Origin of the sequence: Natronobacterium texcoconense, from assembly GCF_900104065.1 — an archaeon.
Classification (GTDB): domain Archaea; phylum Halobacteriota; class Halobacteria; order Halobacteriales; family Natrialbaceae; genus Natronobacterium; species Natronobacterium texcoconense.
Map to the genome: position 1 here is coordinate 170,470 of NZ_FNLC01000005.1, position 13,322 is coordinate 183,791.

Genomic DNA, 13,322 nt, shown 5'->3' on the forward strand with positions numbered 1-13,322 from the left:
GGTGGGAGTTCGGCCGAACTCGCCGGGATTCGTGGACTGGCTCGAGCGGTCTGACCTCACTCGTCGGCGAGTTGGATGCCGCGAGCGACGATGTACAGCAGGACGACGCCGGCTCCGACCGCGAGGACGAGCTGGGTGAGGACCGTAAATAGCCAGGTCCCGAACTGGAACCCGAGTCCTGCGAACACGAACGCGACCGCAAATGGGACGAACGCGAGCAGGGCAAACGACGCGATCAGTTCGGCGATAGGATACGCTTCAGCAAACAGTTGACTCGTATCGAGTTCCCCGGCGTCGAAAAACGGTCTGGAGGGCGACATGCCCGACCGTTCAGACTACGAATATTTTACGCTACTGATAGTCGTCGAGTTCGAACGGTCTCGGTTTCGGACGATCAGGCGACGGCTTCGACCAGCGTCTCGACCTCGTCGTCGCTGCCGACCACGCGAACCGGAAACTCCTGATCGTGCCTGACCGGATACGTCTCGAACTCGAGCGTCGCCGCCCCGCTTTCGCCACCGTCGAGCGAGACCTGCTGGGTGTCGACGAGTTCCGGCTCGTGGCCGACGTACAGTTCGAGTTCGTCTTCTCTGTACTCCGTCCCCGTGTTCTCGAGGTCGACGATCACCTCGAGGACGTCGCCGGCGGGAACCGGCGAGTTGGTCGTCCGGATGGAAAGTTCGAGTCTTCCGGCGGGTTCGTCCTGGAGTTCGTCGATGATCCACGCCGACTCCGTGCTGGCGACGGTTCCGTCCTCGCAGATCACCCACGGATAGACCCGGCAGGTGTGACAGAACGAGTCGGTCGAGAGCCGCGCCGTGGCCGTCTCCCCTTCGAGGTCGGTGACGCCGATGATCGTGTCCGCCTGCGTGAGCCACCAGACGACCCGGTCGAGGGTGCCGCCGGGGTGGTCGGCCTCGAGTTCGAACTCGACGGTCTCCCCGCGTCCGACCGAGATCGTGTCCTGGCTCGGGCTGACGGCGTCGACGGTCGGCGATCCGAGGCCGGTTTCCGAGACGTCGACTTCCCAGTGAGCCGCGTACGTCTCCGTTTCGTCCTGTGGAATCACGGCTACCGCCACCTCGTGCGTTCCGGACTCCTCGAACGTCTCCCAGTGATAGTGATGGTCGAATTCGGCGTAGTAGGTCGATACCCACGGACCTCCGACGGGGCCGCTGACGCGTTCGCCGTCGATCCACCAGACGGTCGTCTGGGATTCCCCGGGTTCGAGCGCTCCAGCCTCGAAGATGACGTCGGTTCCTGGCTGGACGGAGAGTTCCGGTCCGGGCCGTGTCGTCGGCAGTTCCTGTGCGCCGCCGACGCCAGCCATCGTCTCGGCGACGTCACCCTCGATTGCAACGCCGACCGGAAACTCGTCGTCCGTCGACACGGGATACGTGTAGAAGTCGAACCTGGCCGTTCGCGTCTCGCCGGCCGAAACCGGCATCTCCCGGCGACCCACCACTTCTGTATCGTAGCCGACGAGAAACTCGACATCGGTTCGGACGTCGTTGGTCCCGTGGTTCTCGATCTCCGCGACCACGCGCAACCGGCCACCGGCGGAAACCGGCGACGACGTCTCGACGATCGATACCTCGAGAGTCGAGTCTCCCGCCTCGAGTGGCTCGAATCGGTCGGAACTCGTGGTCGTCGCTCGATACCGCTCGTTACCCCACCGCCAGGTCCCCAGTACGGCGCCGCCACTCGAGAGTCCGTACAGCACCCGTCGTCGAGTCGGTCCCCGCATAATGAGGGCTTAGCGACGATTGGAGCAAAAACTGGCCGTACCGTTTCGGGGCCAAACGGCGTATTTCGAGAAACGGGCACGGAGAAGCCACGATACCTCCTGACTCGGGATTACTGTAGGGTCGGGCTACCGTTCTCGAGGCACTTTGGCCGCCCGCTCGAGCGGCTACGGCGCGTCCTCATCGCCCGGGTTCATCGACGCGCCCAGTTCGCCGTCGTAGGCGTCGCGGTTCTCGACCTCGCGGAGTCGCTGGCTCACCCGATCTTCGAGTTCCTGGCGGTGCGATTCGTCGACGTCGGGATCGTTACCCAGCGCTTCCAAGTCTTCGTGGGCGGCCCGCAGGACCGACATCGCCTCCTCGGTCTCGAGTTCCGTCGCCCGATCGAGTCGGCGCTGTACGTCCTCGAGGGTGAGTTCGGTCATATCCGCTCTCCGGTCGCCGGCGGGTTCAAGGAACTGCTGGCAGTCGAAACGTCCGCCAGATCCGTCGCTTAGAAGCCGTCGAGTCGCGTCTGGCCGCTCTCGCTACCGTCGACGTCCGCGAGGTCGGCCGCTCGTTCGATCGTCTCCTCGAAGGTCGTTTCCTGGCTCCGGTCGTACAGCGTCGCCGCTGGGTGGACACAGATCAGCAGACGGTACGGTGTTCCCCGAACGCGGACGTCCTCGACGGAGCCCGCTTCCTTCGTCACCGCGACCGACCGCTCGAGCAGGTGTTCGCTCGGGACCTTTCCGAGCGTGACGATCACCTCCGGATCGAGCCGTTCGATCTCGGTCTCGAGGTACTCCCGGCAGTTCTCGAGTTCCTCGTCGCTCGGGTCGCGGTTCTCGGGCGGGCGACACCGAACGCAGTTGGTGATACGGACGGTCTCGCGGTCGAGGCCGGCGATCCGAAGCTGTTCGTCGAGGACGGAACCGCTGCGGCCGACGAACGGTTCGCCGTCTTCGTCCTCCTGGGCGCCCGGTCCCTCGCCGACGAAGAGAACGTCGGCGTCCTCGGGGCCGGTCCCGTTGACGATCCGACTTCGGCAGTCGACCAGTTTCGGACACCGCGTACACTCGGTGACCCGGAGGTCCTCCATCGTTCCCATGGTGGTGGCTCAGGTGGGCGCCTACTACGTCTTTCGGGTCGCGGTCGTCCTACTCGCGGACGGCGTACTCGTCCGCCGCTCGAGCAGCGAGCCGTGCCACTCGGATCGGCTCCGGCCGGCCACCCTCCGGCGTGAACTCTCGGACGACCTCGTCGACGGCATCGTCTTCGAGTCCGCAGGCCCGGACGTAGACCGTCTCGTCGTTTACCGACAGCTCTCGGCGGTCGGGTAACGACCGGTACTGCTCGAGTCGCTGCCGGCGTTTCTCTCCGGAAAAGGCGTCTCGAATCCCAGCCTCGAGACCGCCGCTCTCCTCGAAGGTGACGGCGATCACGGGCCGGTCGGCAGCCTCCGCAATCTGTGAGAGCGAGAGGAGGTTGTACCACGCGGGTGCGATGGCGCCGACCAGCACGTAGCGAACGTCGGGGCGGTCGAGGTCGTCGAGCACGGAGACGACGGCGTCGGTCGCGTCGGACCCGCCGACGGTACACGTGCCGTAGGCGAGTCCGTCGACGACGCTATCGGCGCGAACGACGGCCCCTGCGAGCGTGCTCTTCTCCCGACCGCTTCGGTACGACTCGGCGAGTCCCAGCGCCCGCACCCCGGGCTTCACGACTCAGTCCTCGTCGTCGTCTTTGATCTCCTGGAGCCGATCGAGGAGTTCGTCGCTCGAGGCCCCGTTCTCGAACTCGATCGTTCCGTCGTGTTCACTTTCGGATGACTGGACCGCGTCGTCGTCGTCAAAATCAGCCTCGACTTCCTGTTGCTCGGATTCGTCGTAACTCCCGAATCCCATACAGGTTTCAGTACGTGCTTGGAGGTGAAAAATTCCATGGTCGAACAGGAGACGACGCCAGGACTTTACTGTCGGACGACGAGACGACGAGCATGGAGGTCCATCACGTCACCGAAGACGCGGAGACGTTCACGTGCAACGCCTTCCTTGCTATCGGCGAGGACGGAACGACCACGCTGGTCGACGCCGGCGGCTGGGAGGGCGTCGTCGACGAGATTCGCAGCCACACCGACGACCTCGACAGCGTCGTGATGACCCACCAGCACGGCGACCACGTCGCCCAGCTCGAGGCCGTCGCCGACGCCTTCGATCCAGACGTCTACGCCTACGACGACCATTCGACGCGGACTCACGAACTCGCAGACGGCGACAGCGTCCGGATCGGCGACGAAACGTTCGACGTCGTCTACACGCCCGGCCACGCCGACGACCACGTTTCGTTCGTCTCCGAATCGTCGCTGTTCTCGGGTGACGTGGTCGTCCACGACGACGGCGCGTTCGACTACGGGAGCTTCGGCCGCACCGACATGGCTGGGCAATCACGGGAGCGACTCATCGAGAGCATCCGGGAGCTACTCGAGCGAATGCCGGAGGGTGTCGAGCACATGTACGCCGGCCACGGCAGCGTCTTTCACGGCGACGTGCGGGACGTGGTCGAGACGGCACTCGAGCGTGCGGAGAAGCGGGAGCCGAAGTATCCTGACGAGTGAAAGGGCTGACGCTGTTGAAACGGAAGCGAGAGAATTGATCGGGGACCGGCGCGAGTCGGTTATGCGGCTCGGGGTTCCTTGGCCTTGGGCCGAAGGTTCTTGTAACCGCACTTGCGACAGCTGTCGGCGTCCTTGGCGTTGCGTGCGTTACAGCGCATACAGATCATCTTCTCGAGGGATCGCTTCTCGGCAGCGTCGAAACTTGGCATAGAGAGCCGTTGGCTCGTGGTGCATTTAACCGCTGTGGTCCGAGCCGTTCGGACGGTTGCTGTATCCGGAACGGGCGCAGGGTGGCTCGCGGTCGGTTCAGGAAACCGGGACAGCAGATCGTGTCACTCCGTCGTCTCGTCATCCGCGAGATAGTCGTCCTGAACGGCGACGACCTCGGTCGAGTCGTCACACTCGCTGTACCGCCGCAGGGGTTCTTCGTTGAGCGTCAGGAACGTCTCACCCCAGCGGAACGGCTCGAGCAGGTCCTCGGCTGCTTCCCGCTCGCCGAAGATACAGAGCGCGCCGGCCAGGGCTTCGACGGTCGTCAGTCGAAACGGCCGCCCGTAGTTGACCGGATTCGCGGCGACCAGGAACGGAAGCGCCCGGTGGACGCCGTTCATCCGGAACGAGGCTTCCTCGGCGGACTCCCACGAGCAGTCGAGCGCGACGAGCGTCTCGAGGCCTTCCTCGCGGTCGGCCGGCGAGAGCGCCTGGTCAGCGTGGGGGTTGAGGACGACTCCGTAGGGCACCTGGGCCATCTTTCGGTAGAGGATCGCTTTGTCGAACTTCTCGAGGCGACGTGCGGTACACTTCTCGGGGTCGTCGTCGCCCTCGTAGTAGACGTGACACTCCACGACCGACCAATTGTTCTCCACTATAAAAACGATTCCCTTAAAGAAAATACCACCCACTAACTGATATAGATTAATTACTGTCGAAAGTGGGTGACGGGAGAGGGAACATGAAGTGGCAGTAATATAGAATTGCGACTGTTTCTCACTCAATACGTGAGGTTTAAATAGTATGGGTCGGAGTAACGTATGTAGAAATGGTAGAAGATAGCAAATCACGGAGAACGGTGCTGAAGGGTGCTGGAATCGCGGGGGTTACGGGACTCACCGCGAGTCTTGCCGGGTGTACCGGCGGTGAGAACGGTTCGGACGTCGACGGTGCAGACGAACTCGGAGACGAAGTTCCGGAAATCGAGCTGGTTGCGCCGACGGCGGGTACGAACCCGTTCCGAAACGAACTCGCACAGATCGTCGCCGAGAACTGGGAAGAGATCGGATTCGACGTCGAACTCGAGGAACTCGAGTTCGGTGCTCACGTCGACAAAGCCGTCGTTCAGCAGGATTACGACGCGTCGCTGCTGGGCTGGGGTGGCACGCCGGAGCGGATCGACCCCCACACGTTCATCTACGACATGCACCACTCCGACAACACGCAGGAGGGTGGCCGGAACACGCCGGGCTGGGAGAACGACGAGTACGACGAACTGGCGGAGCTGCAGGTTACGCAGGTCGACGAGGAAGAACGCCAGCAGACCGTCTACGACGCCCAGGAGATGATCGCCGAAGCGCAGCCACGAACGTACATCGCGAACGAAGGTGGTTACCACCCGTACGCGAGTGCTCGCGTGGAGAACGTCGATCCGACGCTCGGTGAGGGGCTCAACTCGTTCTGGAACATGATTTCGGCGACCCCGACCGACGACGATACGGTTCGATTCGGCTACCCGTCCGAGATCATCTCGCTGAACCCGATGCAGGACCTGGCGACGCCGGACCGTCAGTTCGTCCGCCTTCTCTACGATCAGCTGTACCGCATCGGTCCGGACGGCTTCCCACAGCCGTGGCTCGCCACGGACGACCCCGAAATCGAAGACGACGGAATGACCTACACCGTCGAGATTCGCGACGACGTCACGTTCCACGACGGCGAGGACCTCACGATCGACGACGTCGAGTTCACGTACGAACTGTACGCCGACTCGCCGACCTACGGCTCGCTCGTCGAGATCATCGACGAGATCGAGACCTCGGGCAACGAGATCACCTTCCACCTCGAGGAGCAGTACGCCCCGTTCACGGCGAACGTCCTCGGGCAGGTGTACATCTTCCCCGAGCATATCTGGGGCGACGTCGCTCCGGACGAACTCGTCGACTTCGAAGACGAGAACTGGACCGGCAGCGGTCCGTTCCAGTTCCGCGACTGGGAGCGCCAGTCCGAACTGCAACTCGAGGCGTTCGACGACCACTTCGAGACGCCGAACGCGGACAACTTCATCCGCATCCCCGGCGCCGACACCGCACAGCTCGTCAACGACCTCGAAGCCGGTCAGATCGACATGGTCGGTGCGGTCCCGCAGCCGACGGCCGTCGACCGCGTCAGGGACGACGACGACCTCGCTCTCGCGGAGTTCGAGGCTATCGGCTACGCGATGATCGAGTACAACACGCGTCGCGAACCGTTCGACGACCGTCACGTCCGCCGCGCACTCTCCTACGGTGTGCCGAAAGAGGAGTACGTCGAGTTCATCCGCGACGGGATGGGTACCGTCACCCACACGACGATCTCGGAACACAACGAGTTCTGGCACAACCCGGACGTCGAGGAGTTCTACGAGGACCTCGAGGCCGCACGCGAAGAGCTCGCCGAGGGCGGCTACGGCTGGGACGACGACGACCGCCTCCACTACGGCGCATAAGAGCGGACGAAACGGCTCGAACCTCCACTACGACTAACGTATTTCAATACGACATATGATACTCAACAGAGAGACGGGGTGCGGTGACGGATGGGACTGAGAGCGTACGTCGTCAGACGGATCCTCCAGCTCGTCGTCACCTTCTGGGCGTTCTTCACGCTCCTGTTTGTTCTCTTTCGGATGATGCCAGGCGATCCGACGTCGATGTTCATCATGGACGGCATGACTCCGGAACAGCGCGAACAGCGGATCGCAGAACTGGGACTTGATCAGCCGCTGTACGTACAGTACGTCGAGTACATTCGACAGCTGCTCACCGGTGACTTCGGTCAATCGTTCATCTACCGCGAGCCGGTGCTCGACATCATCGCCGTCCGGTTTATGAACACGATCGTCCTGATGGGGACGGCGCTGTTCTTTGCGTACCTCATCGGGGTTACGTTCGGCGCACTGATGGGCTGGTGGCGCGACTCGAAGTTCGAACGCGGCGGGATCATCGTGACGCTGATGGCCCGTTCCTCGCCGGAGTTCTGGGTTGGAATCGTCCTCGTGTCCGTGTTCGTCTTCTGGCTCGGCTGGTTCCCTTCGAGCGGGATGCGGACGACCGGGGGCGAACTCGGCGGTGGCTTCCTCGCCAGGTACGGTTCGGTGGACTTCCTGCGCCACCTGTTCCTCCCGGCGTTGACCGGGGCGATCGTCTATCTGGCGACGCCGACGCTGCTGATGCGGTCGACGATGCTCGACGTGTTGAACGCCGACTTCATCGAGATCAAGAAGGCGGAGGGACTGCCCGAACGGACGGTGCTGTACAAACACGCCGCCCGGAACTCGATTCTCCCCATCGTGACGGTGGCAGCGATTGCGACCGGCGCCGCAATGGGCGGATCCGTCGTCATCGAGACGGTGTTCAACTGGCCCGGTATGGGCCGCGAGATGGTGAGTGCGGTGAACCAGAACGACTATCCGCTGGCAATGGCGGCGTTCTTCCTCATGGGATCGGTCGTGATCATCATGAACTTCGTCGCTGACCTGGCCTACGTCTACCTCGATCCGAGGGTGGAGTACGAATGAGTACCGAACGAACGTCACCGACCGACCGCGCAACGGAAACCACCAGGAACGGCCTCGAGTACGCCCGTTCGAAACTCGAGATATTCGAGGGAGACAGGCTCGGCCAGATCGGGCTCGCTATCCTGGCAGTATTCATCCTGATCGGGATCTTCGCCCGGCCGTACACGATCGAGTTCCTCGATCTGACGATCCCCGGACTCGCACCGCACGATCCAAGCGAGCGAGCCGTCGGAGGCCGTCTCGAGTCGCCGTCGGCCGACCACCCGCTCGGAACGACGGACATGGGCCGGGACGTGCTCTCACAGCTGATTGCGGGCACTCGCGTAACGCTGATCGTCGGCAGCCTCGCGGCGTTCATGGCGGTCTTCATCGGGACGAACGTCGGCCTGATCAGTGCCTACTTCGGCGGCTGGGTCGACGACACGCTGATGCGGATTACTGACATCGTCTACGGGGTTCCGTTCCTGCCCTTTGCGATCGTCCTCGTGGCGATCCTGGGCAGCAGCCTCGTCAACATCATCGTCGCGATCGTGTTGATCCTGTGGCGGTCGACGGCACGGGTGATCCGCTCGCAGGTGTTGAGTCACAAACAGCGGCCGTACGTCGAGAGCGCACAGGCGATCGGTGCCGGCCACGTACGGATCATGTACCGACACATCCTGCCGAACGTCCTGCCGCTTACGTTCCTGTATGCAGCCTTCGCTGTCGCGTGGGCGGTGATCGCCGAGGCGAGTCTCTCGTTCCTCGGCTTCGGTGACCCCAGCATGCTCTCGTGGGGTGAGATGATCTACAACGTTCACACGGCAAACGCGATCCGCGAAGCCTGGTGGTGGGTCTTCCCACCGGGTATCTGCATCATGCTGTTCGTGATGTCGGTGTTCTTCATCGGTCGCACCCTCGAGAAAGAGGTTAATCCGGAGCTGAAACATCAATAATGACGCTACTCGATATCAACGAACTGAAGACGTACTACCGGGCCGACGACGGCTGGGTTCGTGCGACTGACGACGCGTCGCTCTCTATCGAACGCGGCGAGACGGTCGGTCTGGTCGGCGAAAGTGGCAGCGGCAAGACGACGCTCGCGAAATCGATCATTCGGCTGTTGCCGGACAACGCCGAAATCAAGGGCGGCTCGATCGACTTCGACGGGACCGAGGTAACGGAACTCTCGGATCGGCAACTGCGCAAGCAGATCCGCTGGTCGGAGGTGTCGATGATCCCGCAGAACGCGATGAACGGGTTCGACCCGGTCTACACCGTCGGCGAGCAGATCGTTGAAGTAATCACGTACCACGAGGACACCTCGAAAGCGGAGGCGAAAGAGCGCGCCCGCGAACTGTTCGACGACCTCGGGATCGATCCCGACCGCGTCGACGACTACCCCCACCAGTTCTCCGGTGGGATGGCACAGCGAGCGATGATCGCGCTCGCGCTCGCGCTGTCGCCGTCGCTCGTGCTCGCCGACGAGCCGACGACGGCACTGGACGTCGTGATTCAGGATCGCATTCTGGACACGATCAAGGAGATGCAAGAGGAGATAAACAGCGCGATGATCATGATCACCCACGACATGTCGGTCGTCAGCGAAACCTGCGACCGCATCGCGGTGGTCTACGGTGGTCGGATCGTCGAAATCGCCGACGCCGAGACGATCATCTCGAACCCTCGCCACCCCTACACGCTCGGGCTGCGAAACGCCTTCCCGGACATCAGCGACGACGACAAGGAACTCATCTCCATCCCCGGCACGCCACCGGATCTCGTCGATCCTGGCGAAGGATGCCGATTCGCCCCGCGCTGTCCGTTCGCCCAGGAGGAGTGCTGGGAAGTAACTCCCGAGGCCGAACCCTACGGCGACGGCCACGAGGTCGAGTGCCATCGTGCCGACGAGATCGAACTCCTGCAGGAGGAAGCCGCCAAGAAGTCGACCTGGTACGACCAGGAACTCGGCGAGCAGGACGCCGCTGTACCGGCGGCCGACACCGCAAGCGAAACGGAACCGGAGGTGGAACTCGATGACTGACACACTCGCGGCCGAACACGACCGAAGCGACGACGACCACTCGTACAAGCTCCGGGTCGAAAACCTGGAGAAACACTTCCCGGTCAACACCGGGCTCGTCTCCCGAATTCTCCACGGTGAGAGCAACGACGCGGTCAAAGCCGTCGACGGCGTTTCGCTCGGCATTCGAGAGGGGGAGGCGTTCGGTCTCGCCGGCGAATCCGGCTGTGGGAAGACCACTCTCGGCAAGAGTGCCATTCGGCTGCTCGAGCCGACGGGCGGTGACATTTACTTCGACGGGAAGGCGATCACCGACGTCGGTGGCCAGGAACTCAACGAGTTCCGCCGCGAGGCCCAGATCATCCACCAGGACCCGTACAAGTCGCTCAACCCGCGATTCACGGTCTACGAGTGGGTGAAGGAGCCGCTGGACGTCCACGACATCGGCACCGCCGAGGAACGGGACGCACGGGTCTACGAGACGATCGAACAGGCGGGACTCGAGCCCGCAGAGGCGTACGCCCACGAGTATCCGAGCGAACTGAGCGGTGGTGAACGCCAGCGCGTCGGCATCGCCCGGGCGCTCGCGCTCGAGCCGTCGTTCCTGCTGGCGGACGAACCCGCGAGCATGCTCGACGTGTCGATCCGTGCGAGCATCCTCGACCTGTTCAAGCGGCTGCAGTCGGAACTCGGGTTGACCGCGGTCTACATCAGCCACGACCTCTCCCTGCTCAAGCACATGTGCGACCGGATCGGCATCATGTACCTCGGCGAACTGGTCGAGGTCGGTCCGGCCGACCAGATCATCAACGATCCGAAACACCCCTACACGCAGGCGCTGGTCTCCTCGGTCCCCCGAATCGATCCGAGCGAGAACCGCGAACGGATCGAACTCGTCGGTGAGGTACCGGACCCCGTCGACGTCCCGAGCGGCTGTCGGTTCCACCCGCGCTGTCCGAAACTCGTCCAGCCCGAGGGCTACGAGTTCGACCAGGACGACTGGCGCGCGGTCGCGAACCTGCGCCACGACCTGTTACAGGGCGAGATCACCCTCACGGAGGAAGACGAGACGGAGACGCCGGAAGCGATCCGCGAGGCCTACGACGTTCCGGTCCAGCTTTCGGACGCCGACGCCGAACAGGTGCTCTCGGAGGCCCTCGAGACCGCCATCACGGGCGACCGCGACGCCGCTCGAGAGCGTCTCGAGACGGAGTTTGCGACGCCGTGTGAGCGAGATGGGCTCGAGACCTATCAGGTCACCTCCGAGCAGACTGCGAAGTGCGTTCGGTACGACGACGACCCACGGTACGGTCCCGAGGGCGGCGGCAGCTACGACCCGAACTGAGCTACTCTCCACTTCCGCTTCCGTTTTCGTGTACGGTCTCGCCGCGATTGAGTCGCGTCGCTATCGAGAACGTCTGTTCTGCCTCGCGGCGCGTCGGGAAGTGTGCGGCCATGTAGCGAGCGGTCGCGATCAATGGCCGGCGTCGGCGCTGCTCGAGGGCGACGCCCTCCGAGTCCTCTCGCTCATCGACCAAATCGAACTGCCGGAACGCCGCCTCGAGATTTTGCAGCGTGTGGAAGCCGGCGTCCTCGCGTAACAGTCCGTGACCGAGCGTTCGCTTCAGTGCCGCCGGATCGCCGCCGCAGTCGAAGAACTCGCCGACCAGACGGGCGGCCTCGTTCACGCCGCCCTCGGCGTCGAAGGTCTCGAGCAGGTCTTCACGGATCGCGTCCGGCTCTCGGCCGGTGTCGTCGCCCGGTTCCGGCATCGGTGCTGGCGGCGTGTTGAGGAACCGATCGAGGTAGACGCTGAGCGCGGCGTCGAAGACGCCTCTGTAGAGTTCGATGGCGTCGGTTCGTCGCGTCGAGACGTGGACCGCGTTAGCGTACGTAAAGGTGTGGTGGACGGTATTCCAGTCGCCGAACTCGTTGCCGGTGCCGAACTGGGCGACTCGCGTCGTAGCTGCTGCTGCGACTTCGGCGGCGAGGTCCTCCGTCGTCGCACCCTCGCGAACGGCGTCGGCCAGCGCGTCGACGATCGCTTCGGGGTCGTCGCCCAGCAGCGTCTCCTGAAACTCTGCCGGCGGTGACCAGGACTTCCCCTTGCCCTCGCTCGCGAGGTCCTCGAGTCCGCTCGTCTCCGTCACCGATCCGCCGTAGACGTCCTCGAGCAGCGCCACGAGGTCGACGGGCTGGCGCCACGACGAACGCTCGTCGCTCCGGTCGGCGGTGACCAGTGGCTGGACGAGACTCGCGAGCGCGTCCGCGGTGTGCTCGGAGTCGACGTGCTCGAGCGTCTCGAAGGCCGTGTTCGCGAAGTCGAGTACGTGGCCGGTCGAGAGGTAGGGGTGGTCGGTTGCGGCGGCAAAGACCAGTTCCGCGAGTTCGGCCTCCGAGTGGCCGGCGGCGACGGCCGTCCGAAGACAGCGTTCGGCACCGTCGGGGTCCCGGAGTTCGACGCAGTCCCGGAACCACGACTTCAATCGGTCGAACGGAACGTCCTCGGTCGACAGCGACGGCTGGTGGAAGTCCGGCGGCTGGCCAGCGCAGTCGTCCGCGACGTGACGAACGCCGGTGTACAGCGCCCGTTTTCGGTCTCTGGGCTCGAGGTCGTCGATCACGTTCGCCATACAGCCGAGAATCGTGAGTCCCGGTCCCCAGCCCGATTCGCGGAACTGCGTGCCGAACTCGAGGGCCTGTGCCGTCGGCTCTCGGTAGTCGACGCCGGCGTCGAGCGTCCCTATCGTCGCCTTTGCGACGACCAGCCGCAGGTTCTCCTCGAGGCCGGTCTCGAGACGGTCGGCCCAGTGTTCTTCGGGCGGCAGGTCACGCGGCGGGTTCGGGTTCACGTAGACCGTTCCGTCCCGGACCTCGACCGGGTAGGTGGGGAGGTCGTCGGCCCACGGATCGAACGTGTCGCCGCAAGCGAGTTCGAACCGCGCGTGGTGCCAGTGACAGGTCAACAGGCCGTCCTCGACGGTCCCCTCGACGAGGGGAAAGCCCATGTGTGGACAGCGGTTGTTCACCGCCCGAATCTCCCCTTCGTGGTGAAAGAGGACGATCGGGATGCCGTCGAGAGCCACCAGTTCGCGACCGGACTCCTCGAGGCCTTCGAGCGAAACGGTTTCTCGAAACTCGTCGGACGTTGCCATACAGCACGACACGACGAGAGATCGTGTAAACGTTCCCTGAAGCGAGTTATTGTAG

Annotated in this window: 15 protein-coding genes; 6 read left to right on the forward strand and 9 right to left on the reverse strand. The window is 63.7% G+C overall.

The window, feature by feature from the left end; translation table 11 throughout:
- Nucleotides 1-56: 56 nt before the first annotated feature.
- From BLR35_RS18155 to BLR35_RS18180, 6 genes are all read right to left on the reverse strand, one after another.
- Nucleotides 57-320 (reverse strand): hypothetical protein, encoded by a 264-nt coding sequence (locus BLR35_RS18155; RefSeq protein WP_090385211.1) that lies wholly within the window; start codon nt 318-320, stop codon nt 57-59.
- 74 nt (nt 321-394) lie between these two features.
- A complete protein-coding gene (locus tag BLR35_RS18160) occupies nt 395-1,747 on the reverse strand; it encodes a hypothetical protein (protein ID WP_090385215.1) in 1,353 nt (450 codons plus the stop codon).
- Nucleotides 1,748-1,912: 165 nt separating this feature from the next.
- Nucleotides 1,913-2,170 carry a hypothetical protein gene (locus BLR35_RS18165; protein ID WP_090385218.1) on the reverse strand — a complete coding sequence of 86 codons (258 nt, stop codon included), beginning with the start codon at nt 2,168-2,170 and terminating at the stop codon, nt 1,913-1,915.
- 68 nt (nt 2,171-2,238) lie between these two features.
- Nucleotides 2,239-2,835, reverse strand: coding sequence for a uracil-DNA glycosylase (locus tag BLR35_RS18170; protein ID WP_090385220.1), 597 nt, complete (start codon nt 2,833-2,835; stop codon nt 2,239-2,241).
- A gap of 49 nt (nt 2,836-2,884) precedes the next feature.
- Nucleotides 2,885-3,448: an endonuclease dU gene (locus BLR35_RS18175; RefSeq protein WP_090385223.1), complete on the reverse strand. Its 564-nt coding sequence runs from the start codon at nt 3,446-3,448 to the stop codon at nt 2,885-2,887.
- A 3-nt stretch (nt 3,449-3,451) separates the two neighbouring features.
- The gene (locus tag BLR35_RS18180) at nt 3,452-3,631 is read right to left on the reverse strand and encodes a DUF5786 family protein (protein ID WP_090385226.1); all 180 of its coding nucleotides are present in this window, start codon (nt 3,629-3,631) and stop codon (nt 3,452-3,454) included.
- Between the two features lie 92 nt (nt 3,632-3,723).
- On the opposite strand from BLR35_RS18180, the gene BLR35_RS18185 reads away from it, so the two are divergent.
- On the forward strand, nt 3,724-4,341 hold the full coding sequence (locus BLR35_RS18185) for an MBL fold metallo-hydrolase (RefSeq protein ID WP_090385228.1): 618 nt from the start codon (nt 3,724-3,726) through the stop codon (nt 4,339-4,341).
- A 59-nt stretch (nt 4,342-4,400) separates the two neighbouring features.
- On the opposite strand, the gene BLR35_RS18190 is transcribed toward BLR35_RS18185, so the two are convergent.
- A complete protein-coding gene (locus BLR35_RS18190; RefSeq protein WP_090385230.1) occupies nt 4,401-4,550 on the reverse strand; it encodes a 50S ribosomal protein L40e in 150 nt (49 codons plus the stop codon).
- Nucleotides 4,551-4,673: 123 nt separating this feature from the next.
- Entirely contained in the window at nt 4,674-5,186 is a 513-nt protein-coding gene (locus BLR35_RS18195; protein WP_090385321.1) for a DUF367 family protein, read from the reverse strand.
- Nucleotides 5,187-5,380: 194 nt separating this feature from the next.
- On the opposite strand from BLR35_RS18195, the gene BLR35_RS18200 reads away from it, so the two are divergent.
- From BLR35_RS18200 to BLR35_RS18220, 5 genes are all read left to right on the forward strand, one after another.
- Entirely contained in the window at nt 5,381-7,039 is a 1,659-nt protein-coding gene (locus BLR35_RS18200) for an ABC transporter substrate-binding protein (protein ID WP_090385232.1), read from the forward strand.
- A 90-nt stretch (nt 7,040-7,129) separates the two neighbouring features.
- Complete coding sequence (locus BLR35_RS18205) at nt 7,130-8,110, forward strand: ABC transporter permease (protein WP_090385234.1); 981 nt, start codon at nt 7,130-7,132, stop codon at nt 8,108-8,110.
- Nucleotides 8,107-9,045, forward strand: coding sequence for an ABC transporter permease (locus tag BLR35_RS18210; protein WP_090385236.1), 939 nt, complete (start codon nt 8,107-8,109; stop codon nt 9,043-9,045). Before BLR35_RS18205 ends, BLR35_RS18210 begins: the two co-directional genes overlap by 4 nt.
- On the forward strand, nt 9,045-10,133 hold the full coding sequence (locus BLR35_RS18215; protein WP_090385239.1) for an ABC transporter ATP-binding protein: 1,089 nt from the start codon (nt 9,045-9,047) through the stop codon (nt 10,131-10,133). The genes BLR35_RS18210 and BLR35_RS18215 overlap by 1 nt, the downstream gene beginning before the upstream one ends.
- Nucleotides 10,126-11,457 carry an ABC transporter ATP-binding protein gene (locus tag BLR35_RS18220; RefSeq protein ID WP_090385241.1) on the forward strand — a complete coding sequence of 444 codons (1,332 nt, stop codon included), beginning with the start codon at nt 10,126-10,128 and terminating at the stop codon, nt 11,455-11,457. Before BLR35_RS18215 ends, BLR35_RS18220 begins: the two co-directional genes overlap by 8 nt.
- Before the next feature lies 1 nt (nt 11,458).
- Here the strand turns inward: BLR35_RS18220 and BLR35_RS18225 are convergent, their stop codons facing one another.
- Nucleotides 11,459-13,267 (reverse strand): Rieske 2Fe-2S domain-containing protein, encoded by a 1,809-nt coding sequence (locus BLR35_RS18225; RefSeq protein ID WP_090385243.1) that lies wholly within the window; start codon nt 13,265-13,267, stop codon nt 11,459-11,461.
- Nucleotides 13,268-13,322: the final 55 nt, after the last annotated feature.